The organism is Flagellimonas flava (assembly GCF_050617915.1).
Taxonomy (GTDB): domain Bacteria; phylum Bacteroidota; class Bacteroidia; order Flavobacteriales; family Flavobacteriaceae; genus Flagellimonas; species Flagellimonas flava_A.
In genome coordinates this window covers 147,385-172,139 of record NZ_JBODQE010000004.1, presented here as the reverse complement: position 1 = coordinate 172,139, position 24,755 = coordinate 147,385, and the positions used below count along the sequence as shown (strand labels likewise).

The 24,755-nt window shown below is 42.1% G+C and carries 28 protein-coding genes; 4 read left to right on the top strand and 24 right to left on the bottom strand.

What is annotated here, in order from left to right:
• Positions 1-16: 16 nt before the first annotated feature.
• On the top strand, positions 17-1,861 hold the full coding sequence (locus tag ACRHOZ_RS12075) for a type IV pili methyl-accepting chemotaxis transducer N-terminal domain-containing protein (RefSeq protein ID WP_431125953.1): 1,845 nt from the start codon (positions 17-19) through the stop codon (positions 1,859-1,861).
• A gap of 68 nt (positions 1,862-1,929) precedes the next feature.
• Here ACRHOZ_RS12075 and ACRHOZ_RS12070 read toward each other — a convergent pair whose 3' ends face one another.
• The 10 genes from ACRHOZ_RS12070 to ACRHOZ_RS12025 form a co-directional block, all read right to left on the bottom strand.
• Positions 1,930-3,468 (bottom strand): alpha-L-fucosidase, encoded by a 1,539-nt coding sequence (locus ACRHOZ_RS12070; protein WP_431125951.1) that lies wholly within the window; start codon positions 3,466-3,468, stop codon positions 1,930-1,932.
• Positions 3,465-4,922: a tagaturonate reductase gene (locus ACRHOZ_RS12065; protein WP_431125949.1), complete on the bottom strand. Its 1,458-nt coding sequence runs from the start codon at positions 4,920-4,922 to the stop codon at positions 3,465-3,467. The genes ACRHOZ_RS12070 and ACRHOZ_RS12065 overlap by 4 nt, the downstream gene beginning before the upstream one ends.
• Positions 4,923-4,931: 9 nt before the next feature.
• Positions 4,932-6,584 (bottom strand): UxaA family hydrolase, encoded by a 1,653-nt coding sequence (locus ACRHOZ_RS12060; protein ID WP_431125947.1) that lies wholly within the window; start codon positions 6,582-6,584, stop codon positions 4,932-4,934.
• Between the two features lie 43 nt (positions 6,585-6,627).
• A complete protein-coding gene (locus tag ACRHOZ_RS12055; protein WP_431125945.1) occupies positions 6,628-7,644 on the bottom strand; it encodes a zinc-binding alcohol dehydrogenase family protein in 1,017 nt (338 codons plus the stop codon).
• A 186-nt stretch (positions 7,645-7,830) separates the two neighbouring features.
• The gene (locus ACRHOZ_RS12050) at positions 7,831-8,595 is read right to left on the bottom strand and encodes an FkbM family methyltransferase (protein WP_431125943.1); all 765 of its coding nucleotides are present in this window, start codon (positions 8,593-8,595) and stop codon (positions 7,831-7,833) included.
• 111 nt (positions 8,596-8,706) lie between these two features.
• A complete protein-coding gene (locus ACRHOZ_RS12045; protein ID WP_431125941.1) occupies positions 8,707-10,191 on the bottom strand; it encodes a serine hydrolase in 1,485 nt (494 codons plus the stop codon).
• A gap of 98 nt (positions 10,192-10,289) precedes the next feature.
• Entirely contained in the window at positions 10,290-12,134 is a 1,845-nt protein-coding gene (locus tag ACRHOZ_RS12040; protein ID WP_431125939.1) for an alpha/beta fold hydrolase, read from the bottom strand.
• Positions 12,135-12,213: 79 nt separating this feature from the next.
• On the bottom strand, positions 12,214-13,236 hold the full coding sequence (locus ACRHOZ_RS12035) for a metallophosphoesterase family protein (protein WP_431125937.1): 1,023 nt from the start codon (positions 13,234-13,236) through the stop codon (positions 12,214-12,216).
• A 73-nt stretch (positions 13,237-13,309) separates the two neighbouring features.
• Positions 13,310-13,813: a GNAT family N-acetyltransferase gene (locus tag ACRHOZ_RS12030; protein ID WP_431125935.1), complete on the bottom strand. Its 504-nt coding sequence runs from the start codon at positions 13,811-13,813 to the stop codon at positions 13,310-13,312.
• Positions 13,814-13,908: 95 nt separating this feature from the next.
• Positions 13,909-14,088, bottom strand: coding sequence for a hypothetical protein (locus ACRHOZ_RS12025; RefSeq protein ID WP_431125933.1), 180 nt, complete (start codon positions 14,086-14,088; stop codon positions 13,909-13,911).
• A 97-nt stretch (positions 14,089-14,185) separates the two neighbouring features.
• Between ACRHOZ_RS12025 and ACRHOZ_RS12020 the strand changes: the two genes are divergently transcribed.
• Positions 14,186-14,542: a winged helix-turn-helix transcriptional regulator gene (locus ACRHOZ_RS12020; protein ID WP_431125931.1), complete on the top strand. Its 357-nt coding sequence runs from the start codon at positions 14,186-14,188 to the stop codon at positions 14,540-14,542.
• 90 nt (positions 14,543-14,632) lie between these two features.
• Here ACRHOZ_RS12020 and ACRHOZ_RS12015 read toward each other — a convergent pair whose 3' ends face one another.
• The 4 genes from ACRHOZ_RS12015 to ACRHOZ_RS12000 form a co-directional block, all read right to left on the bottom strand.
• Positions 14,633-15,097, bottom strand: a complete 465-nt coding sequence (locus ACRHOZ_RS12015) for a GNAT family N-acetyltransferase (RefSeq protein ID WP_431125929.1) — start codon at positions 15,095-15,097, stop codon at positions 14,633-14,635.
• Between the two features lie 15 nt (positions 15,098-15,112).
• Complete coding sequence (locus ACRHOZ_RS12010; protein ID WP_431125928.1) at positions 15,113-16,003, bottom strand: glycoside hydrolase family 16 protein; 891 nt, start codon at positions 16,001-16,003, stop codon at positions 15,113-15,115.
• 80 nt (positions 16,004-16,083) lie between these two features.
• Positions 16,084-16,422, bottom strand: a complete 339-nt coding sequence (locus tag ACRHOZ_RS12005; RefSeq protein WP_431125926.1) for a hypothetical protein — start codon at positions 16,420-16,422, stop codon at positions 16,084-16,086.
• 174 nt (positions 16,423-16,596) lie between these two features.
• The gene (locus ACRHOZ_RS12000; protein ID WP_431125924.1) at positions 16,597-17,172 is read right to left on the bottom strand and encodes a hypothetical protein; all 576 of its coding nucleotides are present in this window, start codon (positions 17,170-17,172) and stop codon (positions 16,597-16,599) included.
• A 248-nt stretch (positions 17,173-17,420) separates the two neighbouring features.
• Between ACRHOZ_RS12000 and ACRHOZ_RS11995 the strand changes: the two genes are divergently transcribed.
• Complete coding sequence (locus ACRHOZ_RS11995; RefSeq protein ID WP_431125922.1) at positions 17,421-17,696, top strand: hypothetical protein; 276 nt, start codon at positions 17,421-17,423, stop codon at positions 17,694-17,696.
• 44 nt (positions 17,697-17,740) lie between these two features.
• Here ACRHOZ_RS11995 and ACRHOZ_RS11990 read toward each other — a convergent pair whose 3' ends face one another.
• From ACRHOZ_RS11990 to ACRHOZ_RS11955, 8 genes are all read right to left on the bottom strand, one after another.
• Entirely contained in the window at positions 17,741-18,364 is a 624-nt protein-coding gene (locus ACRHOZ_RS11990) for a hypothetical protein (protein ID WP_431125920.1), read from the bottom strand.
• Between the two features lie 52 nt (positions 18,365-18,416).
• On the bottom strand, positions 18,417-18,731 hold the full coding sequence (locus tag ACRHOZ_RS11985) for a type II toxin-antitoxin system RelE/ParE family toxin (protein ID WP_431125918.1): 315 nt from the start codon (positions 18,729-18,731) through the stop codon (positions 18,417-18,419).
• Positions 18,713-18,955: a hypothetical protein gene (locus tag ACRHOZ_RS11980; RefSeq protein ID WP_431125916.1), complete on the bottom strand. Its 243-nt coding sequence runs from the start codon at positions 18,953-18,955 to the stop codon at positions 18,713-18,715. The genes ACRHOZ_RS11985 and ACRHOZ_RS11980 overlap by 19 nt, the downstream gene beginning before the upstream one ends.
• A 78-nt stretch (positions 18,956-19,033) precedes the next feature.
• On the bottom strand, positions 19,034-19,663 hold the full coding sequence (locus tag ACRHOZ_RS11975; protein WP_431125914.1) for an NAD(P)H-dependent oxidoreductase: 630 nt from the start codon (positions 19,661-19,663) through the stop codon (positions 19,034-19,036).
• A 2-nt stretch (positions 19,664-19,665) separates the two neighbouring features.
• The gene (locus ACRHOZ_RS11970) at positions 19,666-20,391 is read right to left on the bottom strand and encodes a GNAT family N-acetyltransferase (RefSeq protein ID WP_431125912.1); all 726 of its coding nucleotides are present in this window, start codon (positions 20,389-20,391) and stop codon (positions 19,666-19,668) included.
• Positions 20,388-20,837: a DMT family transporter gene (locus tag ACRHOZ_RS11965; RefSeq protein WP_431125910.1), complete on the bottom strand. Its 450-nt coding sequence runs from the start codon at positions 20,835-20,837 to the stop codon at positions 20,388-20,390. Before ACRHOZ_RS11965 ends, ACRHOZ_RS11970 begins: the two co-directional genes overlap by 4 nt.
• Before the next feature lie 35 nt (positions 20,838-20,872).
• On the bottom strand, positions 20,873-21,481 hold the full coding sequence (locus ACRHOZ_RS11960) for a Crp/Fnr family transcriptional regulator (protein WP_431125908.1): 609 nt from the start codon (positions 21,479-21,481) through the stop codon (positions 20,873-20,875).
• A 51-nt stretch (positions 21,482-21,532) separates the two neighbouring features.
• Entirely contained in the window at positions 21,533-21,985 is a 453-nt protein-coding gene (locus tag ACRHOZ_RS11955) for a nuclear transport factor 2 family protein (RefSeq protein WP_431125906.1), read from the bottom strand.
• A gap of 85 nt (positions 21,986-22,070) precedes the next feature.
• Between ACRHOZ_RS11955 and ACRHOZ_RS11950 the strand changes: the two genes are divergently transcribed.
• On the top strand, positions 22,071-23,045 hold the full coding sequence (locus ACRHOZ_RS11950) for a M20/M25/M40 family metallo-hydrolase (protein WP_431125904.1): 975 nt from the start codon (positions 22,071-22,073) through the stop codon (positions 23,043-23,045).
• A gap of 13 nt (positions 23,046-23,058) precedes the next feature.
• Here ACRHOZ_RS11950 and ACRHOZ_RS11945 read toward each other — a convergent pair whose 3' ends face one another.
• Together ACRHOZ_RS11945 and ACRHOZ_RS11940 are read right to left on the bottom strand one after the other, a co-directional pair.
• On the bottom strand, positions 23,059-23,964 hold the full coding sequence (locus tag ACRHOZ_RS11945) for a universal stress protein (RefSeq protein WP_431125902.1): 906 nt from the start codon (positions 23,962-23,964) through the stop codon (positions 23,059-23,061).
• 85 nt (positions 23,965-24,049) lie between these two features.
• Positions 24,050-24,739 carry a Crp/Fnr family transcriptional regulator gene (locus ACRHOZ_RS11940; RefSeq protein WP_431125900.1) on the bottom strand — a complete coding sequence of 230 codons (690 nt, stop codon included), beginning with the start codon at positions 24,737-24,739 and terminating at the stop codon, positions 24,050-24,052.
• Positions 24,740-24,755 lie beyond the last annotated feature (16 nt).

Here is a 24,755-nt window from a genome sequence, read left to right as displayed (position 1 = left end):
ATTCATACCTTCTGACATGGAAAACCAACAACAAGCGCTGGACACCGCTACTTTTTTAAGGGTCAGAAAGTGGTACTTGTTGGCTTTGGCAACCATAGCCTTGACCATTATCGTGGCGCAAATTCTGATTCAGCAGCACCTTAATTCCCAATTAAACGATTCACGGGTTATCAATGTGGCCGGGCGGCAGAGAGCATTCAGCCAAAAATTGGTTAAGGAGGCCATGCTTTTGAAGAATGCCAGTGGCAATGCGGCTGAATACCAAAGCATCCGAAATGATTTGGAGCATACACTCTTTGTTTGGAAAACTTCTCATGACGGACTTCAAAATGGCAATGACAGTATTGGGCTCCCAAAGGAAAGCAATAAGATTATTCTGAAACTCTTTGAGGATTTGAATCCCCACCATGAAGCCATGGTCACAGCTGCTGAAAACATACTGCTAGAAAGTGGGAATCTTAATCTTATTTCACCATCCTATGATGGGCAATTACAGGTACTTTTGAATAACGAGCAAGTCTTTTTGGGCAAAATGGACGCTATTGTAAATGAGTACGATGCCCAAAGCAAGGAAAAACTGCAAAAGCTCAAATTAAAGGAATATGGACTGCTCGCAGTTTCATTGTTGATTTTGTTTTTGGAGGTGGTCTTTATCTTTCGACCACTTTCCATTCAGATACGGGAGACCATTTCAAAATTGATTCAGAGTCAGATAAAGTCTGACAATACAGCTTCAGAAGTCAAACGCCTTTTTACAGAAAAGGAACGTTCCCTGCAGAAATTGCAGGAGCTTAATTTTGTGATTGACAATGCAGCCCTTTTTGCCAGTACCCGAAAAGACGGCACCGTAGTCTTCATAAGCAAAAAGTTTTTGGGGTTGTTGGAGCGCACTGAAACCCAAGTGAACCTTCCCCTGGCGGAAATCTTAACCGAAGATGAAGGACAGCAACAATACCTGCGGGAAATTTTAACCAGTAAGCGAAAGAGTATCCGAACCGAGGAAATTGAAATCAAAACCAAAAAAGGTACATTTTTATGGTTGGACATGTCAATAATCCCCATGCACCAGTCCAGTTTAGAGCAAAGCGTCCTGATTTTGTGTTCGGACATTACGGAACGCAAAAGGAACCAACTGAAAATAGAGGAACTCACCAAACAGAACTACGAGGAGCGGATGCAGCAAAAGCAAATGCAGGCCAGTCAAATTGTAGAGGGGCAGGAAGAGGAACGAAAGCGGATAGCGAAGGACATACATGACGGAATTGGTCAAATGTTGACGGCATTAAAGTTCAATATTGAATCCATTAACCTGAATCAGAAGGAAAAAAGCAAAGAGAAGATTGCCTATCTAAAAACACTGGCTTCCGATTTGATCAAAGGAGTTCGAACGGCCACCTTCAACCTAACCCCACCAGAATTGGAGGATCATGGAATCTTCCCGGCACTTCAAAAAATGACTGTGGAACTGAGCAAGCTCACGGGGAAAAATATTTTATACGAGAACAAAACGGAGCAGAACATCCGCTTTGATTCTTTAGCTGAAACAAATATCTATCGGGTGACCCAGGAGGCGGTCAATAATGCCATCAAGTATGCGGAGGCCAATTATATCCTAGTGACTATCAACTATGTTGATGGACTTTTGAGTGTGGTCATTGACGACGATGGCAAGGGGTTTGATCCCTCCGTTTTGGAAAAGGTGGCCAAAAAGAATAGTGAAGGAGGCATGGGGGTCTTTTTTATGAAAGAGCGTATCAGCTATATCAATGGACGGTTGTTTATAAACTCCATTCCTGGAGAGGGCACCAGGGTGACCATCAATTACAAGATTGGCGCAGCAGTTTTGGACGAATCCAAATGAAAGCCCAATTAAATAGGGGAATTCGACTCAATTCGCCCTCTTAAACAACAGCTGTGATTTTAATCGTATTACTGGGATATCGTAATTTTAATTACCGTTGCCATGTCATCGATTGTATTTAAGGGCATTGTCAGTGAAAGTCCATTTTCCGATTGTTCCCATGCAATCTTGCTTTCACTCCCCAATACGGTTACAGTTTCTATGGCAGGTACATCCAGAACTTTTTCTTTGGCAAAAGATTCCAACATGATCTGCTGGTCAGGGGTGGTCGTTCCCATTACGATAGCGTAAATAGTATAATCCTTTGTAGTGTACCGAATATCTTTACTGGAGTATTTTATTTTGTGAAAGAGATCATGATTTTCAAAATGGCCTGTGGGTTCCTTAGTAGGTCCTTCACCAAAGGTGTACCAAGCTTCTGTTCCATAAATTGCTTCTCCATATTTTTTTAACCAATTTCCCATTTCCAGGAGGCCTTCCACCTGATTGTTTGGAATGGTGCCATCAGCTTTGGGGGAGATGTTCAAAAGGAGCACACCATTTTTACTGACAATATCTATGAGCATATGAAGGATATCTTGGGATTTTTTGACACCAAGATCTTTGGTATAACACCAGCTTCCATCGCTAATAGTGGCATCGGTCATCCACGTTTTGGTTCCTATGGTGTTCTTTCTGGATTGCTCAAGGTCTTCAACGCTCATGTTCAGCGGTAGATCGTGCTGTTTTCTTACAATTACGGCTTCTTGGTCTTTTTTATAGGCCTCGTTTAGATAGTAAGCTGCAAATTCCTTTCTATATTCTTCCGGAATGTCGCCAAGCACATAATCAAACCAGACAATATCAGGGCTATAGTTATCAATGACCTCCTTTAATTTTCCCAACCAAACCTCTTTGTACCATTTCTCATGCTCAATATTTCCATACATTAATTGTAGGTCTGGGTCACTTGATGTGGGCGGCATACCTTCAAAATATGGGAAATGGCTTATGCTAATGTCCTGTCCTATGGCGGTAGCCCGCTGCAGGTTTTTGGCATGGTGAAATGCGGTTATGAATTTCAGTCCCTTGCCCTTGATGGATTTCTCCAATTCTCCCGTTATGTCCCTGTTGGGCGCTGTGTCCATGGTATTCCAAGGGGTAATTTTACTGTTCCACATGGCGTAGCCATCATGGTGTTCCGCAACAGGCCCAGCAAATTTGGCGCCCGCATCCACAAACAATTGCGCCCATTTATCGGCGTCAAACTTTTCCGCCTTGAAGAGCGGGGCAAAATCGTGATAACCGAATTCTGAAGGGTGACCATAGTTTTCCAAATGATACTTGTACACAGGGTGATCCTCAAAATGCATATGTCTGGGATACCACTCGTTGTCAAATGCAGGAACGGAATAAAGCCCCCAATGGAAATAAATCCCCAATTTGGCTTCCTTAAACCAGTCAGGTGCTTCGTTATGTCCACCTAAGGAGGACCAATCTTCACTATAACTCTCTTTAGCTTTTGACATTTCGGGTTCAGAAGATTGGCTCTCGTGTGCTGCTTCCTTGCAGGATACGATTGATAGTAAAATGGTAAGAACTAGGATTTTTGGTATTACTAGTTTCATGATTTGACTGGTTTTTGAATGTGCATGAAGTTGGCCAATGTGTCCTTCATACCATTGTTGATGATACTTTTTAAATAGCTTGACACCGTCTCTTGAACACCTTCTATTTGGGTTAAATCTTGTCCCCAGAACTCTAATTTGGAGAGCGTATTTTGAACAATGTTTTCCAAGTTGTCCGATGCCCATTGGTGCTTGAAAAATTCGAGAATTTTTGGGTCGTCCTTCAATAGAATTGGTTCCCCGTCTCTTTCTCCTTTGTAAAATGCTATCAGGGAAGCAAGTGAAAACAATAAGGGGAGGGGCAGTTCTTGTTTTCTCTTGATGTATTCCAAGAGCGAAGGCAACACCCGTGTTTTAAATTTGGATATGGAATTGAGTGAAATGCTGAGCAAGGCATGTTGCAAGTATGGATTTCTAAATCGATCAAGGACATCATTGGCAAACTGTTGCACTTCATCTTGTGGTAAATCCAACGTAGGGCAAATGCAATCAAAAATGACCTTTTGCAAAAAATTCCCTACCACGGGATCCTCCTCAGATTCCCTCACATGGTCAATTCCGTATAGATAGCCCACTGGAACCAAGCTGGTATGTGCCCCGTTCAGAATCCTCACTTTTCGGGTTCGATAAGGTTCCATGTTGTCCGTAAAAACAATATTCAATCCGCTTTCCTTTGATGGAATGAGGTTTTCGAGAAATTGAGGGCCTTCTATGACCCATAGATGAAATTGCTCGCCGTCCACCACCAAATTGTCCGTATACCCCAATTCTTGGGTAATGGTTTCCATTCTGTCTTTGGGATACCCAGGCACAATTCGATCTACAAGGGTGTTGCAGAAAACACAATGATCATCAATCCAAGTTTTAAAATCTGAACCCAGTTCCCATTGCGCTGCATATTTATGAATTATGCGCTTAAGATTGTCACCGTTCCTGTCAATGAGCTCGCAGGGAATCACGATCAAACCTTTTTCCGCATCCCCATTGAATGTTTCAAATCGCTTAAATAGCAAAGCAGTGAGCTTCCCTGGAAAACTGTTTTGCGGAGTATCTTCCAACTGATCATTGGGGTCGAATGAAATTCCAGCTTCGGTGGTATTGGATATGATGAACCTTAAATCCGGATTTTCGCCATTGGCCAAATACCCCTCGAAGTCCTTGTATGGGTCAATACTCCTTTGAATGCAGTCAATTATGTCATGCTCACTAAGGACTTTTCCATTTTTAATCCCGTTGAGGTACAGGGTATATAGACCATCCTGCTGGTTCAGCAGATGGACCAATCCTTGTTCAATAGGCTGCACCACCACCACGCCTGCATCAAAAGCAGATTTTTTGTTCATCTCATGGATCATCCAGTTGGCAAAGGCCCTTAAAAAGTTGCCTTCTCCAAATTGTAGCACTCTTTCGGTGTAGGTTGGTGCAGATACCGTGTTTCTATTTAGTTGTTTCATGAATGGTTCTTATAAAGAAATCCCTCTTTTCCAAGGAATGAAATCATTATGGCCTTTTACTACCGATTTAGCTTCAACCAAGCCGCTAGCCACTTGGATTATATGATCTAGTATTTTCTCCCCCATGGATTCAATAGTGTCTTCGCCGGTAATTACCGTTCCGGCGTTCATATCAATAATGTCGTTCATTTTTTGGTACAGCTTGGTATTGCTCGAAAGCTTGAGAACTGGTGCAACCGGGTTTCCTGTTGGTGTTCCCAAGCCCGTTGTAAACACAATGATATTGCACCCCGAGCCTGCAAGGCCGGTGGTACTTTCCACATCGTTCCCAGGAGTGCAGAGCAGATTCAATCCTGGTTTGGTTATTTTTTCCGCATAATCCAACACCTCCACAACAGGAGAGGTTCCTCCTTTTTTGGCTGCTCCGGCAGATTTCATGGCATCGGTAATGAGGCCATCCTTGATATTTCCCGGAGATGGGTTGCTTTCAAAACCAGAACCTACTGCGATGGCAGATTCTGAATATGCTTTCATTAGGGACGCAAATTTTTGGGCATCCTTTTCATTTTGACATCTATCTATAAGATTTTGCTCGACTCCGTTCAATTCTGGGAATTCGGCTAAGACGGGCGAACCGCCCAAAGCAGTCAATAAATCTGATGCATATCCCAGAGCGGGATTGGCAGAAATACCTGAGAATCCATCGGAACCCCCACATTCCAAACCGAGGGTAATTTGGCTCAAAGGCGCCGGTTCGCGTTGAATTTTGTTGGCCTCAATGAGTCCAACAAAGGTCAATTTAACGGCTTCTGCAATAAAATCACGTTCACTTTTGCTTTGTTGTTGTTCCAGATAGGACACGGGTTTCGCACCGTTGGGGTTTATGTTCGCTATGGCTTTTTGCAGCATTTCAATCTGGGCATTTTGACATCCCAAACTTAGTACGGTCGCGCCCGCTACATTGGGGTTGCTGATATAACCGGCAAGCAGGTTACAAAGTACCTGGGCATCTTCACGGGTTCCCCCACAACCGCCATCGTGTCTTAAGAACTTAACCCCATCCACATTGGTGAATAATCTGTTTTTTGATGTTTCTTCCCTAGATAGGACAACAGGAGTATCCAGAATTTCTTGGGCAGTTGCGCCTTTTTTGTACTTCGAGATTAAAGCGTCCGTATCTACACTATAATCTTGTTTGGTCTGATAGCCCAGTTTCTCCAATAGAGCAGCTTCCAAAATGTCAACATTCCGATTTTCACAAAAAGTCAAGGGAATAACCAACCAATAATTGGCCGTACCATAGCTCCCATCCGCTCTTGGATATCCCAGGAACGACCGTTGTTTAAACTTGGAAACATCTGGTGGGCTCCATGCGACTTTTTTAGTCGGAGTTCCATATTTGGCTGAAGCGTGGACAATATTTTGTGTTGTTATGGCCTCTCCCGCCTTGATGGGAACAACTGCTTTTCCAATCAGAACTCCGTACATATGGATCTCATCCCCCACCTTAAAATCCTGTGAGGCAAACTTATGCTTGCTCTTGATATTTTCCTGTAGTATGGTGGTACAACCATCCAAGTTTATGGACATTCCTTGGGGCAGGTCGTTTATGGCAACCACAATGTTGTCACGAGGGTCAATCTGCACATAATCTTTTGACATAATATTTGTTCTATTTGAAATGCCCTAAATTCCTAATGGAAAATCATTTGTTGTTAAAATGTACCACAGCTTTAATGGTACCATATTCTGGATCTAGCCAATGGTCAAAGTTGGCTATCATCTCAGTATAATGAACTTTATGGGTTACGAAGGATGCCGTAGGGAATTGGTCCATAATGTTGATTACTTGCTCAAAGTCCTCCAGGGTGGCATTACGACTACACATAATGGTAGCTTCCTTAGCATGGATTTTGGGATGGTTGTAAGTAAGTTCCCCTTTGGATAATCCCACGAGGACAAACCTCCCTCCATGTGCCATATACTCCGGCCCTTTTTCCAAAGGGAATTTGGCACCCGTTGCATCAAAAACTGCGGTGCATAGATTTCCATTTGTGATGGCCTCAATTTTTGCCAATGGATCTTGGGAGGCATTGATGGCGTAATCGCAGCCAATGGTGTTCTTTACGTATTGCAGCCGCCCTTCGTTGATATCCATTGCAATCACTTTTGCACCCATAATCTGGGCCTGCTTTAGAATTCCAATACCTATAGGGCCACATCCCATGACTGCTATGGTTTCGCCGCTTCTAATCTGTGCCCGTCTTAGGGCATGGGCGGCAATGGCCAGGGGTTCAATGATAGTTACTTCGTCATCTGTCAAACCCCCAACTGGTAGAAGAATATCTGAAGGAACAACAATTTGCTCCTGCATTCCGCCATCGGTATGCACTCCTAGAACATTAATGCTGATACAGCAGTTGCTCTTGCCATTAATACAGGCAATGCATTTTCCGCAACTGAGATAGGGCATAACCCCAACCGTATCACCAACTTTTATGTTCTTGGAATTCACGCCAATTTCCAACACCTCTGCAGATAGTTCATGTCCCAATATTCTTGGATAGGTAAAAAATGCCTGATTCCCGGCATATGCATGTAGATCGGTGCCGCAAATCCCAACACTTTTAATCTTAAGTAAGGCTTCATTTTTCTTCGGTACAGGTACACCTTTCTCTTTTAGGGCAAATTGGCCGGGTTTTTCACAAACTATGTAATGCATATGCTTTTAGGCTTACACCAAATTGGCGGTAATGTAATCGATTACACAAAAATATATAATTATAACTATCCTGCACAGCATCCTGTCAAAGAGTTTCAAAAAAAAGTGCTGAAATAGCTTGGTTTCCAAGACGGAAGGGGGTCATGCGGTCTCGGAACACCTTGGGCAATATAGCCTGAATGCAGACTATTTTTCCCAAATCTGATAATGCCCATCCCGAATCTTCAAATTAAAGCCAATTTCTTTTAAAATTTCCTCACATTCCTGAGCTTCTTCTTCTGTAAGGATGCCAGCAAAAGGATGAATCTCAAAAAAGATATGCTTAAACCCAGAAATCTCCTTTTTAAAATTGCGTAGCAAACTCAATTCTCCACCTTCAATATCCATCACCAAGGTGTCAAAGTCGATGTTGTACTTTTCCTTGAGCATGGTAATGGTAAGGCCCTTAATTTCGGTTTTTACCGGAGTTTCCCGTTTGGTGCTTCCGCCCACAATGAGCTTATGAATGTAGAAGATATTGCTCTTAGTAGGGGAGACGATGGAATTTTCCAAATGAAAATGACAATCATTGGCTTCCCTGTTTTTTTCTATCCAGGGAATTAGATTGGGATTGGCCTCAAGAGCCACATGTTGGTCTTTTTCAGCAAGAATGTTGTTGACGAGGCAAGAAACGTATCCCAAACAGGAACCCAATTCCAATACTTTGGCGTTGGGCGACAGGTATTTTGAAAGATATTTGGCCTCCTCTTCCTCATATAAATCCAAGGCGAATCGGCCTCGGAATTTAAAATCAGTAAGGTCAAAAGGAATATGGAGTACTACCCCGGCATTTTTGTAGGTCTTGGTGAAAATGGAGAAATAGATACCGCCAAATAGCAATCGCATTTTCTGAATTCTTCGTTGAATCTTGTTTTTTATATAATCCAACCAAGTAGAGCTGTCATTATTCATGTATCAAAGATTTCGGAGTATATAGCCGCTCAACTTTATGACTAAGCTTGGTTTTAAAGGTACAATAACCAACTTAAAGATAATTGCCTTCCAATGGTACAGCCTTTTAAGTCATTTATGTGGATTGACTTGCTCCTTTTTCCTAAAGTGCAAATTATCAAAATTGAAATCATCATTAGGAACCACCAACTTAAACCCCATAATATTTTGATTTTTATCCATTTCAAACACCACTTCTCCTGAAGGTAAAAATGTATCCTTGAATTTTACTTTAAACCTTTGTTTGTCCAAGAAAAAAAGTCTTCCAGACAGCTTGTCCTTACTGGGCACTAACTCCAAGATGGCATCTGAGTTCACCATTTTGACTTGGGCTTGCCCGTAGACTTTGTCTTCATACACCCCGCAATATTTAGCAAAGCTACTTGGAATATTGGGAGAAATTTGAATGTTCTCTGGCCTGTCCCAAGAATAGCTAAAGTAAGTGAAGTACTTTCTGTTTTGGGACCAATCCGTAAGCTCCGGATTTATGATATAACTGGAAATCATATTCATCAACCCCTCATTGATCATGGTAATCTTATTTGTCAGAACTACTATACCAATTTTTTCTTCGGGATATAGGGCCATAATGGACTTGTACCCTGGCATTCCACCTCCATGGTAGAGCACCTTTTTTGAATCCTCATAATCTATATACCATCCAAACCCATAGCTTCCAGAACCTCGATTGTTCAAAGGTATTTTTGGACTTGTCATCGTCTCAAAGTTATTTCGGGAGAGTACTTGTTTCTTGTTCAATGTCCCTTTATTGAGACACATTTGAATCCACAATAACATATCATCAATGGAGGAATTAATACCCCCCGCTGCTACGGCGTTGTCCAAACTCACTGGAATAATGGGTTTATTCGCAATATGAGGTCGGACGTATTTTGGACTTTTGGTCAATTCTGAGAACTTGGCAGAACTGCCTTGCATTCCAAGCACATCAAAGATTTTGGTTTGCATAAACTCCTCCCAAGGCATTCCGCTTACTTGCTCTATAATTTTTCCCGCCACCAAATACATGACATTGTTGTAATTAAAATCGAGTCGGAATGAACCTTTAATGGGATAATGCCTTATTTTTTCAATGACTTCTTGTGTTGTGTGGTTGGAGCCGTACCATAGCAAATCCCCATCAAATGCTCTTAACCCTGACCTATGGGCCAACAGGTCGCTAATCGCAATTTCCTTTGTGATCCAAGGGTCACTGAGTTCAAAGTCTGGTAAATGCTCTTTTACTTTATCGTTCCAATTCAATTTTCCCTCGTCGACAAGTATTCCTATTCCTGTTGCGGTGAACGCTTTGGTGCAGGAAAGAATAGGAAAAACAGTTTGGGTATTGATGGGATGACCTTGCTCCAAACTTGTAAGACCATACCCCTTTTTAAAAACAACCGAATCATTGTGTATCACACCGATGGCCAGCCCTGGGATATTGTATTCTTGGTCAGAAACCAGTTTGGATATATACGCATCCAACGAATCAGTTGCTATGGATTGACCCCAAACGGAAAAGGGCAAAAGTAAGAGAAATGTGTGCAGCAACTTCATTTAAGGTGTTTCTGTCTAAAGGTACTAAACTTGGCTATGTTGAGGATTGGGGCAATCCTTGCATTTTAAGCAATATGCTACATTTTGGTTGGGATGTATTAATTACTATCCTCCCCATCTGTCAGCCAAGACAAGGTGAAACGAGTAAAGACATTTTCCGAATAGTCGTCCTTTTCAAAGAATAGGCCAATATCCCCATTGTCCAAAACGGTCATGGAGGAATAGGCCGAACCACCGGCATAAATGGTTTTCCCTTTGGACCAACTTTTTCCCTCATCATAACTGATGTGTACCGTCAGATTTTTACGCTCATCCTTATCGTTAGCATGGGCAAACAACAGCCGGTTTTTGTCATCTCCATCCTTTTTGGAACTATATCTTACGATGCTAGCATTACAACCAGGGTCCACCAAGGTCTTGTCTGGCACAGACGTCCAGCTTTTCCCTTCGTTAGACGAAGTATGGACAAACCTTGTACCTAGGCCATTAATCCGGCTATTGATCATCCAGCTACCATCGTCCAGTTCCATTACCTTGGATTCGTCTCCAGGAGATATTGGATTGTCTATCAGATACCAACTCTTTCCATGGTCGTCACTTGCAAAAAGATGAAGGCCTTTTTCCAAGTTCACCAAAGTATGCAATAGTTTACCATCACGGGTCTGAATACCGCGACCAGATGTGATAAACTTAAAATCGTGATGCCATTCCGGTTTTGTGATTTGCGAAGTAATGTCTATTGGACGGCTCCAGGTTTTGCCATTATCGGCACTCTTGATATACTTTAAATAGTATATGTCCTTTTCTTTGTCCAAGTCCATATAATTAAAGAACATGAAAATTGAACCGGTCACTTCGTCCACAATCATGGATGGATCCGAAGCGGATTGGCCATGGGGATAATCAATAACCCTTTCTATTTTGGTCCAAGAGTCACCATTGTCAACACTGTGACGGATAACAATATTGATATCCTTGCTCCATTTCAGATCGCCACAAGAGGGCACCCTTTCATCAATAGCGGCTATTAAATCCCCGTTGGGTGCAGTGATCAATGCAGGTATCCGGTAGCAGGCTATTTTGGTTTCGTTTTTGGCATCGAACAAGTTCTGAAACTCGGGAATCTTAAGGTCAGTTGCATTTTTTTCATCATCAGCCAGAAATTGAAGACTCTTTTTTAGAAAATCTTGCTGGTTTGCACCGGTTATGGCAATATGCCCGGTATTGGGAACAATCCATAATTCGGATTGGGGCAGGTTTTCATGTAAATCTATAGCTGGTTTAAGTCCAAGAATTTCATCTCGATTTCCATGCACAATCAGAGTCCTGATTTTCATTGCCCTCAACTCTTCATTATCCAACGCAATCCTATAGTTAAGGTTTGGGTCAAACAAAGCCCTAACCTGGTTTTCCCCCCGTGAATGGATTCTAGTCAGTTCTTCTATAAATGATGGAGGGAGGTTTTTATAGGAGAAGGTGGTATCAGCGCTGTTTTTTCTGCCGTCAAAACTATGGGAAGCCCCAATTAAAACCATGGATGCCAATCTATCCGGATTGGTGTTTGCCAATTCCAGCAGCGTCAACCCTCCGTAGCTCAACCCTATGGCATGCACTTTTTGGAGTTTTAGTACATCTAAAAGTGCCAAAACGTCCTCTGAGGCCTTTTTTATGGTGAAATCGGAAGTGAGTTGGGAGGATTTACCATGCCCGCGAAGATCTAGGGCATACACTTCAAAATGCTGGGCAAAGATAGCAATGTAATCGGACCAAAACTTTGAAGATTGTGTCCAGCCGTGCAATAGTAAAAGGGGTTCCCCGTTGCCGTAAACCTCATAGTGGATTTCAATACCATTTACTTTTATAGTTTCCGATTTTTTGGGTTCTTGTCCCAAACAGTTCCCGGAAATCAACGCCAACATTAAATAAGATACAAACTTTGTCATGTTGTTTGAGGTTTAGCTATGTAGTAGATGCCACAATTTACCGCCAATTCTTAGTTTCTCATCTGATATGTATCAACATTTACAAAATCAACTTTTTATCTTTTTGATTCATGGGCAAAAAGTTGATGTCCAAATAACCTCCACTAGCGTTGTCATCAGCAACAATTTGTGGTTTTCCCTTAATCATTTCAATAGAATTTTGATGGATATGTCCGGCAAAAATCCCTAATAGGTTTGGGGCATTAAAAACCTGTTTGTGAAAATTAAGTGTTGTTTGGGTATGCCCACTTGCTGGCCATTTAGGACGTCTTTCCAACTCATGATTGCTATCCGTGGAAGCGCCCCAATTCGGATTTCCGCAACCAAACCAAATGCTCTTTCCAGGTGCATATAGTGGAATATGAACCAGGAGAACCAGTGGCATTCCGCTGTCAACTTGTTCTGTAAAAAAGGCTAGTTGCCTCTCATTAATCTGATAGGTGGAATTATCAATGGCCAAAAAACGTATGCCCTTAATATCATATGCGGCCATCAACGGATGATTGCCTTGGTACAATGGTTTTAATCGCTTTTCGATCCACGTGTCCCGCAAAGTCTCCAAGGTACCTTTCATACCTTCGTAATGCCAATCGTGGTTGCCAGCAATGTAGATATACGGAATACCTGTTTCTTTCAATTTGTTTAAAACCCATTCGATTGCGGCTTCAGACGGAAAACTAAAAAGATCTCCCACCAAAGTGATTACATCGGCATTTACTTCTTTTGCAAACGCCAGAGTTTGTTCAAAAGCTTCCTCCGGATTCGTTTTTGCTCCTGTTTTAAAGTGTGTGGTTTGGTTATAGGCTTTTGCCATTCGATTACTGTACTCCTGAAAAGGTATTCCCCTTTCATCATCTTTGAACAAATGCGTATCGGCTATATGGACCACCTTAACCGACTCATGAATTACATCTGCGTAAAAAGACACCTCTTCCTGATCTACTGTGGCACATACCTTGACTTTCTTGTTTTTCTTTTTAGTTGATTTCGCAAACGAACTGGTCGCAAGTCCAAGCCCCAAAAAGGCGGCAGAAACTTTGTTGAAAAAAAATCGGCGTTTCATTATGTTTTTAATTATAGGATAACATTTTCATTGATGGGCCATCCGTCTTACTTAAAAAAAGGTGAATACACAGCTAACGACTGTTGTCCAACTTATAAAAAAGGGTGGGCTTGCCCTCCATCGTTTTCTCTTCAACCAGTTGCATTTGCAATCGGTCGCAGACCCTTGCCGAATCTTGGTTGGGAGTGTCCATGGAAGCTTTGATATAATCAAATTTTAGCTCTTCAAAAGCATATCGGATAATCTCCTGTGAGGCTTCTGTTGCATACCCCTTGCCAGTAAATTCCGGTAGAAGTGCATACACCAATTGAGGAAGCGCTTCTTCAAAAAAGAACCAGAACCCTATGTAGCCCATATAAGTTTGGCTAGAAGCATCCAGTATTTTCCACAGGCCCCATTTTTCTTTCTCAAATTTGGTGCCCACTTCTTGGATGATCCCTTCAGAAACCGCCGCTGGGATTTCTTCATTATCCCATAAATACCTTTTTACATGGGGATTGATATTGGTTTCATGAAAAATCTTGGTGTCCTCCCCTGATAAGGGAATTAGTTGTAATCGTTGGGTGCTGAGTTCCATAGAGGAAATTTAGGTCTTTGGTTGTTTTTCTTCTAAGATATTGTATTCGGAAGAAAGGGCTTTTATTTTTTAGATTTTGTGTTGCCAGGGTTTGTTTATTGCATCAGCCAAAACAGGCCAAGTAGCACTAAAAGTACAAACACAAGACTAAGTGCGGAAAGAATCCATAATCTTTTTTGGTCTTTAAGCGCGGCCTTTCTTATGGCTTTCTTGATACCGTCCAGTTCTGTTTCGCTTACCGTTTTAATATCTAAAGGGACTTCTTGGTATTTCATTTTCTTTGTTTGTCAGATGCTATAATAAGTATAGTTGCAAAACAATATATAGTATTATACCTTTGCAATAACGGTCAAAAATGATAGTATAAAATTTATGGGAACGGCAGAATCTAAAATGCTCAAATTCAGGGGGAATGACTATCCTTGTTGCACAAGTTTAACGATGGGAATCATTGGTGGCAAATGGAAAACAGTCATTCTTTTTCATTTAATGAACAATAAATTAAGATATAATGAATTAAGAAAATCAATGCCTACCGTAACCGAAAGAACGTTGAGCCTACAATTAAAAGCTTTGGAGGAAGACGGATTGATAAAACGTAAAGTTTACACCTCAAAGCCACCACTAAAAGTGGAATATTCTTTAACCGATTTTGGTAAAACTTTAATTCCGATAGTTCAATCCATTGCGGACTGGGGCGATTTTGTTGTTGAAAATTATTCGAAGTAGTGTGTTCTGGTTGCGATCAGTGGTCCCTGGCATGCTATCTCCCCAACATTTTTCGTGGAGACTAAAAATGACCATTGTTGGCAACTTGTTCTATTTGGCCCATTTTATTTTTACGGCGGATATTTTATCCAATTCCAATCGGTTGCCTGTTACCTTTTCAAAACCATTTTTAAGATAAAAATTCAAAGGGGAATGGTAAGATTCGCCATTTTTCTTTTTATCCGTGCTATGGTCTATGACCCAACCATTTAATTCGTTCTCTTTTTCTTTGGCAAGCTCCAGCATTTTGGAGCCAATCCCTTTTCCATGGATTTGGGAGTCCAAAATTATCGCGAACCACTTTTCGTTATCACGTTTAAAGTCAAAATACCAGCCTTTTATTTTTTTGTCTTCATCAATTAAAAGTATATGGGATGAATCCTTTAGATGTTCAAGGTAGGTGTCAAATGCTGCCATTGAAGTATACCCTAGTTTTTCTGGATATTCATTGTTCCACAGCTCCAAAACCTGAACTTTTTCAGATTGTGCTAGTGAAGAACGTTTGATGAATTCCATTTTGTGGTATTTCCTTTATTGATATAATCGTACCCAATCCACCGTCATACTTATGGGGAGTTCCTCCGGATGTGTGATCATACCGGGCCATTCGTGTTCCATTTGCTGGTCAATAAGAAGATAAAAAGGTTGATCAAACGGCCATTGGTAGGTGCCTGCCCCAGCAATCTTGGGATATTCGTAGGACGTTACCCCATTAACGGCATAAACCAATTTATCAGGATACCAGCTTACGCTATAGATGTTGTAACCCGTGGTATCTATTTTGGCCGTGGCGAATTTTTTTGGTTCTTCTTGTTTTAGCGTAATTGTATAATGGTTATGCGTGGTCTGGTACGCAAAGTCATCATGGTTTAGGGTTTCCATAATATCCATTTCCCCGTTATGTTGGTCTGGGTATATTTCCTTTTCGGACAGCATCCAGATAGCAGGCCACATACCATAGGCCTGATCCAGCTTGGCCTTGATTTCTACACGCCCATACTGAAAGGCAAATTTCTCCCAGGAATAGATTCCCCCGGTTAGATAGGGACGAGGATCTCCAGCAAGGGAATCGGGATTAATGATGCCCTTGAGGTGGATATTGCTATCGTCTAGAGTAACCACTCTTGGGTCTGTGGCCGTTATATATCGGAAACAGTTGGTCACTTCCCGCCATTCCTCCACCGGCACTTTCCATTTGGAAGAAGTAAAAAGACCTATACGGCTCCAGGTATCGGTATCCAAGGTGTCGCGGTCAAAGTTATCTTCCCATACCAGTTCCCATTCGGTGGAATCGTTCCGCCGTTCTTCTTTTTGAACATACATATAACCCTCGGTGAGCACATAGGGCTTTTTATCGCAGGAAGCGAACATAATGATCAAGGTAGCAATTGGGATTAGTATAAAAAGTCTTTTTGGTTTCATTTTTTGCGAGTGATTGACAGCTTTTTTGGTTGGTAATGGTTGCATGGTTAGCAATTACTTATAGCCATTGTTGGCAAACGTTATTTTTTATTGTCAAATTCAGTCCAGAACTGTTCAAGTTTTACACTGAAAATTCCTTTTTGCATATCCAGTTCAGCAATCTTTGAACTAAAATCCGAATAATCCTCCATTTCCAATTCACTCACTAAAATTTCGTTTACAATTTTAGTTCCACTTTCCCATTGTTTGTCGGTTAAAAAATTCACGTACAGTTTGTCATTCCGACTTTCTGATTTCATTCCGTTAAGAATCCACTTTTCTTCAATCCACCAAGGCAACGAATTTCCATTCTGTAATTCAGTCAGCTCGAATTTTCTTTTTTCAAACCCTTTCAGTAAATCCTTTTTATACTGTTTCATTTAATGTTAGCCAACGGCTCAGTACAACCGTCCGTTACGGGTTTTAAGTTATGGTTTATCGATTAGGCACTGTATTTAGCAATATTCCTAGTGGATTCTAGCCTGCTCTGAGCGAAGTCGAAGGGTAGTGGAATCCGCCGTAATTACGGTTGTACATTGTTGTAAACAGTTTTTTCATTCCTCCATTTTTGAGATTCCGATTTCCATAAATCCGTTTTCTATTGGTTTTAAAATACTGTCTTTTCTACCAATCAAATATTTTGTCGTAAAAATACTATCAGTTAATTCCGTTAAATCAGTTCGTTTTAGAATTAGTCGATTGTCAATTATTTCATAATCTCCAGGATATGTACAACTATAATCAGCACGATGATATGAAGCTCCAAATGAGCCATTTTTGAAAAGTACTAATGTTCCGCTTTTAGGTGTTCCTTCCTCTTCAACAAATCCAATCAATGATTTTTCAGTCCAGAATTTTTTGTCAGTCATATCCACTAAAAAATACCATATCACACCAAAGAACAGAACTATTATTAAAGGAATAAAATCAAATTTCTCTTTCTTTTTTTTAATTCGAATTAGATTCCGAACTGCTAAAACAAATACGATTAAAATTAAAAGTCCGACTATAAAAAGAGAAGTCAAAAAGTTACCCAGACCTGAACAATAATCACCAACTGGAAGAAATTGGAAAATCAAATAGATTCCAATTAAACTTATAATTCCGTATTTGATTACGCGTTTTCTCAAATTGTTTACAACTCGTTTATATCCACAATGTACCCATTTTTATATGCATAACCTTCCCGTTTGGAAGGATATAACCTACTTTTTATCGAAAAACGGATATTTCGCCAGTCCTAAATTTTATGCCGTTATGGACGGTTATCTGTAGCTGCCACATCCTTCTATTTTGTTTTAAACCGTATATTTATCCCGTCAACGCATTCTGAGTATAAGCAACGCCAGTTTGGTCACTTAACCAAAACACATAACCTATGGCAAATCAGAATGAACAAAACCACTGCCCGCATTGCCATGCGGCACTTGCGCCCAAAGGCGCAACCCCATTTTCCCAACCCTCCCCAGCACAACAAGCCCTCCTGGAGTATGTGAGCCCATTGGATGGGCCAGACAGGGTAAAGGCCCTAAAATTGGTGCACGATATTGTGGTCTACCACTCCGAGGAAATCTTGGACGGGGAAGAAAAACGGGCCCTCTATCAAGTAAAGGTACTTTGGGATTTAATAGAGGAGACCTTTCAGAAAGGCTAAAAAAAAGGGAGGCGCGGCCTCCCTTTTCCAAGCTTGTGTGGAAACTATTGTTTAAAGGCATAGCTTTCCAACACCTGGCCCCCAAACTTTTTTATCAGATTGGCGGCAATGTCGTCCAAGGCCATTTGGTAGGCCTCAATGTTCATGTGCAGGGTGGCATCATCAGGGGCATTGTAATGGATGTCCCAAGAAAACAGGGCGCCCTGCTCGGTTTTGGAAACCTGCACTAGGGCCAAGCCTTCGGTATACCCATAATTGTTGGGTTCCTCCGATTGGGAGATGTACCCTAGCTGGTTTTCGTACCAGACAACCTTTTCTGTGTGTTTCAGACCTTCGGTCTGCCCTTCCATGGGCACAAAATGGCAGGTAAACTCGGTGCATTTGCCTGCAGCGTATTGGGCATCCACTTTTTCCAACCCCGCGCTATAGTGGGGCATATGTTCTGGCTTGCCCACCATTTCCCAAACTTCGGGAAGGCTGGCGTTAAGGTTTAGCTTAATACGGTTACGCACAGGACTTGAAACATACTTGCTGGGATTGGGCACCAGTACCTTGGTGTTTGCCATAGCTGCCTTGACGGTTTTGGACGATTGTGCTTTGGTGGTACATGACACCAACTGTAATGCCATGCAAAGGCCTGTCAAGGCCATAATTTTGGTAATTTTCATCTTGTTTGTTTTTTATGGTGCCAAAGTAATGGCAGGGGATGACAGCCCTATGTCAGGAGGGTTTTCGCAATATTTCCCAAAGTTTCCTTGGGTCTTGTCTGTTGTCCCAAAAGGCGGTAATGATGATACGCTCCTTGGTGACTTTGTAGTACATATTAAAAGGTCCCAACGGAGCTACGCGTACCCCTTTAAAAGGGGTGGATCTAAAAATGAATGGGTTTGTGGAAATCAGCTGGGTTCTTTTGGAGACCAACTGTACAAGTTTCTGCGGGTATAGGGTGGATTTGTTTTTCTTTGTCCAATATTCTAGAATGCCTACAAACTGAATATCTGCTGTCTTGGTCCAGGCTACAGGCCTTGGAGCCATTCAAGATTACGTTTGTCCATAGCTTCTTGGGAAATAAGCCTTCCATTTTCGATATCGTCTTCACTCAACTCCAACATTGCCTTTTGCTCTTGGGTAAGTTTAACGGCGTCCAAGGATTGGGAGCCAGCCGAAAGTAGAAGATCCAACGCTTCCAAATAGTCCTTGTCATCTATGGTCATGATCTTGTGGATCAATCCATTTCTTAAGTTGTCCATAGTTGCCATCTGCATTGATTTTGTTCCTATAAATATGCAAAAATTAACCGAGTTGGGAACATCCGAACGGGTTAAAATAGGCTGGCCTTAAACATGCGCGAATAGTTCTTCCTTGGGTTTGCGCACTTTAGCAGCATGTTGGGAGTCGTCATCCAGACTTCTATAACCAACGGACACGATCACGGAGGCGTTCAGGCCTTTTTGGTCCAGTCCCAAAATAGCGTTGTATTGGTCCGCTTCAAAACCTTCCATGGGGCAGGCATCAATGCCCAGTTCGGCACAGGCGGCCAACAAATTGGCCATGGCAATATAGGTCTGGTTCTTGGACCAATGGAACTGGTCTTCTTTGGATTTCTCTCCCAGTTTGGCCTTCATGAAATCCCCATAGCCCGAGAGCTGGGCTACACCCAAACCTCTTGTGTTGGCTGTGAGTTTAATAAAGCCATCAATACCTTCTGGATTCACTTGGTCCTCATTGCAAAAGACAAACAAATGAGAAGCATCCGTGATTTGCGATTGGTTCCAAGACACGCTTCGAAGTTGTTCACGGAGCGATTGATCCTCAATGATCAGCACCTTATAGGGTTGCAGCCCATAAGAGGAAACCGAAAGTTGGATGGCCTCTTTCAACAGTTCCATATCTCCGTGGGATACCTTTCTGTTGGGATTGAATTTTTTGGTGGCGTAGCGCCAATTTTGGTGATTTATAAATTCCATTTTCAATCTTGTTTTAGTTTATAGTTCTGCATTAAAAAATCCACGTTGAAGCCCATTTTCAGGTACATGTTTTTGGCCATATCGGAAGCCTGAAGCGTAGCCCATTCCGAGCCATCTTCGATGGCTTTGTTCAGAATGTTGTACATGATTTCGGTGGCATACCCCTGTTTTCGCTTTTCCGGAATAATGCCCAGGGCGTGCACTCCGGCAATTTTCCCAGTCTTGTATAGGATTACGGTGCCTACCAATTCCTTATTGTGGTAAACCAGATAGTAGGGGATTTTGTCAAGGGTCTTTTCCAGCGTTCTGGTACCAAAATCATAACCAAAGGCCGACATAAAGGCCGTACTCCATAGGGCAGCTTGCACAGCAGTCTCCACCCGTTTAAAATCCAATTTTTTTTGGGTTGTAAACTTGGAGTTTAAGGGCATGCTCATCCCTGTTTGGTTAAACTGGAGTTCAAAATTGTGTTTGGCCAATACGGGATTGTCCGCTGCGTTTGGATTAAAGCAGGAGAAGGTCAATTGGGGATTTTGTTCCATTGTGTCCTTGAGCTCTGCCATAATGTCTTCGGATAAGTGCACTTCGGTCCAAATTTTATTGGGCCATTCCGATTCGGGAATAAAGGAACTGGAAATTTGCCCTTCCTGTTTATATCCATGGAACTGCTCTCCTGCCACTTTCCAAAGTCTGGTTAAATTCTGAATGTTTGTCGTAATTTTTTTCATTTTGTATTGATTAAAAGAATACCCAGGGTCATGGCCAGGGCGCCAATAAGACGTTTAGGAGTTATGGGTTCAACGGGCAGGTTTAGCCAACCAAAGTTTCCTGCAATCAAGGAAAAAAGCAGTTGTCCGCATAAGCCCAAGGCAATGATTTTGGAAATCCCCACTTTTGGAATTGCATAGAAATATAGGCTGATACCTGCCATGCTAAATAGCCCTCCAATCCACCATAAATACCATGGAATTTCAGGAATAGAGAACATTTGGAACGAGGGTTTGCCCCAAAAAAGGACAAACAACACTCCTAGAAAGGCACTGGTCAAAGAAGTAAAAATAACGGCAAGCACAGGTTGCTTTAAAAGAGAGCCCAACTGGGAACTGAACCCCGCCTGAACGGCCAAAAATACACCTCCCAACAATGCCAACATGTATAATCCTATTAGTTTCATGCAGCAAAGTTGAGGTGAAAAAAGATGCTTTTCCTTTACATATGTTGAGGCGGGTCTTTTTCTTTGAATTTTTTTCGGATTCTGCTCAATTGGGTGGGAGTAATACCCAAGTGCGAAGCAATATAATGCAGGGGAATCCGCTCTTCAATGCGAGGATACATGGTTATGAAGTCCACATAGCGTTCCGAGGCCTCCTTAATCACAATTTCAATTTCCCGCTGCTCTTTGTCCACCACCCAGTTTTTTTCCAGATAGGCAATGTAAAAGTCCTTTAGGTCTGTATGTTGTTTGATCAGGGATTGATATAGGGCGTGTTCAAAAGTGAAGACCCAACTGTCTTCAATGACGGTGAGCGCAAAATGGGAGGGTTCTTTTTTCAATGCAGAAACCGTAGAACCCACAAAATCTCCTTCCAGAAAAATATTTTTGTGGTATTCAACACCATCTGGACTTAGATAATGGGAAACAATGGACCCTTTCAATAAAACATGGATGTGTCGCGATGTTTTACCAATTTCCAAGAGGCGGGTGCCCTTCTTCAATTCTTGATATTCCCCTAAGGAGTATAGAGCCTCAAAAGAGACCTCCGAAATGGGATGATACCGTCCAAATACTTGTTTGATTTGTAATATATAGTGATCCACAGGAGCAAGTTAGCAAAAGAATTTGCTGCTTTGAATTACGATGGACTCCTTTTAGTGTAAGCTGGAGTCCTTAAACTGCCAAAGTACGTTTACGATCTGCCATTTGCCATTGAGCTTAACAATGTGCATATAATCAATCCAGTCATCGGCAATGAGTTTTACCGAGGCCGTTTTGTCAAACACATCCAGGATCACCACTTCTTTCTTGGGATTTTCTGGGAATTTGTCGCCATTTTGGTTATAGGTTTCCGCCAATAGAACCATGGCATCGGTAAAGGTTTCCCGCAAGTACTCTTTTTTGGCGAATTTGTCCGTCCAAAAGGTCCGTTTTACCATTCTGGGGTGCGCGGAACGTTCAAACTGTTCAGGTTTTACTTGGTGTTGTGACTCGATGTAGTCCAAGGCCGCTTGTTTGATTTCCAAGGAATCCTGTGGAGTTTGGGCGCTGAGGTAGCCCATACTTAGGGCAATAAGAGCCATGGTAAAAAAAGTTTTTTGCTTCATTTGATTGTGTTTTTTGATGATTTTGGAATGTAGATGTAACCTATCAGCAAATCCTAGGTCTTTAAGGGGACAAAATCTGGAAATTATGATCAATTTTCCCCAAAACTTAGTTAAAATTCTAGTGCTGCTATGGTTGCCAGTAGTAACCACAGCCCAAGTCCAGGATAGGGTAAAGGAACATACGATCTATTTGGCATCGGATGAGCTGGAGGGGCGTGGCACAGGAAGTATGGGAATTCAAAAAGCCGCTGCCTATATCTCCCAACAATTTGGGCAAATTGGGTTGCAAGCACCCTATAAAGACTCCTATCTCCAAAAGTTTCCCTTTCCAGGTATGGAGGAAATGGAATCCAATGTAGTAGGTTACATCCAAGCAGCAAAACCAAACACAAAGTCCATAGTTTTTATGGCACATTATGATGCTTTGGGCATTCAGAAAAAAGCGGGTCAATTGGATTCCATCTGTAATGGTGCTTTGGATAATGCCGTGGGTGTAGCAGCGCTAATTGAATTGGCCAACAGCTTCAAGCAGGCTGATCCGCCAAAATATAATTTGGTCTTTGTGGCCACCGCAGGGGAGGAATTGGGGATGCACGGAAGTAAATATTATGTGGACAACCCACTTTTTCCCAAAGAGGACATCATCATCTGTCTAAACATTGACGGGTTTAACGTTAGTGGGCTTCGGGAGGATTACTACATTTTTCCCAGACAGGGCGTGAACTTTGTAAATCAAATTGAAACTGTTCTGAAGCACCATGGTTGGCATTACAACAGTCCGGATTGGGTGGATGGAATGAACACCCGATTTGATACGGTCTCGTTCTTGAGGGAAGGTATTCCCGCGCTTACTTTATGGATCGGGAACCAGTTAAAGGGTGGAGAGCAGGCCAAACCCATTCAGTTTGGGGGAATCCATACCCCACAAGATGAAATTACAGAGCAATGGAATTGGGATGGGGTAGAAGACCATTTGGAACTTTACAAAATTCTGGCCGCATACTTTTTGGAAAACCCGGAAGGAATCAATGTAACGGATGTAAGCTTATTCCAGCATTAATAATGCTTGATGCTCAACTTTCGACTGCCTCACCTTTTTTTTTAGGGTTGTCTTTGGCAACGCCTTCCATGCCCAGCTCAGGTATAACCAACAATGGGGTTTGCGTATGGAAAGCAGTGCGCTTAACTATGGGCTCACGGGTCATTTGCTCCAAGTAACTATGTTGGTAATTGAGCATGGCCAGCAGGTGGATGTTGAGTTCTTGGGTAAAGAGCTCCAAAGTTTTGGAAACCGAGTTGAGCTCGGAAACCGTGTGCACATAGTGCTCCATGCCATCTAGGTACCTTCGCAGCATGTTCAAATTGAATTGTTGTAACTCCGAAAGCGCCTTAATGCCATATTGAACGTGAACGATTCGGATGGTAGCCTGGAACATTTGGGCCAATTCCAACAGGGGACTGAGTTCCGAAGTGGAATAAAATCGGTTGAAATCCGTGGCAAAAGCTATTTCAGTGGGTGTGATAAATTCAAAATGTTGTGGAATGGCCAAAACAGGACATTTTTTGGTGCTCTTGATGATGCGCACCGTATTGCTTCCCATAAACACCTCCTCTATACCAGAAGCCCCTTTGGTGCCGGTAATGATCAATTGTATCCCTAAGGTATCCACCAAATCGTTGATTTCTTCCGTCAACAGATTAAAGGAGGAAATGGTTTCAAAGCTGTGTTTGGAATTTCGGTACTTGCTTTTTATCCTATCCACGGTCTTTTGCAGCCCTTCTTCCGAAGCGTCCCTAACCGCATCCACAATGCGTACCCCATTGACCATTTTGGCCATGAACCTACCGCTGGGGATAACCGGGGTATAGGTGTTTAGTAGATAAAAGCTGCAGTTCCTGCTTCTGAACAATTGCATGGCATAATCAATGGCATTCCATGCATTATCTGAAAAATCTGTAGGTATTAATATTTTCTGCATTCGGATAAAAATAACGATAGCGTAAAATTACCGTAACGCAAAAAGGGATACTATGACAATTGTCAGTTTTTGGAATAAGGGCAGTCTAGAAGCCTTCTACAAGCTCAACGAGCTTGCGTTCGTTCTTAATGCCGATTCTTTTACCTGAGGTATGGATCAACCCTTTTTTCTTGAATTCGGAGATAATTCGGATGGCCGATTCGGTGGCGGTCCCCACTACATTGGAAATATCTTCCCGAGAAAGGGTGAGGGCCAAAAATCCTTCTTCATCCTCACCAAAATTGTTTTTCAGGTAAAGAAATGCTTCGGCAATACGCTGCTTCACCGTTTTTTGGGACATATTCACGATCACATCATCAGCCTCTTTTAAGTCGTGGGCCATGTGTCGGAGCACTTCCAGGGTAAAATCAGGGTTTTTGTGCAGGGTGTGTGTAATGCTCTCTTTGGGGATAAAGCAAACTTCCATATCATTGACAGCAACTGCAGAAAGATTGGTGGTTTCCTCGGCAATTACGGATCGTTGTCCAATGACCTCACCTTTGGTGGCCAATTTCACAATTTGATCCTTTCCATTGGCGCTTAGCTTGGAAAGTTTGGATACCCCATTTCGAACGCAATAAACTCCATTGAGTTTATCACCTTCCTCGAACAAAGGTTCGCCCTTCTTTATTTTTTTGGTGGTTTTGGTATCGGAAACTTTCTTCAACTCCTCTTTGCTCATGGCCCTAAGCGCGTTGAACTGTCTGATGATGCAATTTTCACACCTGCTTTCCATATTATGATGCTTTACC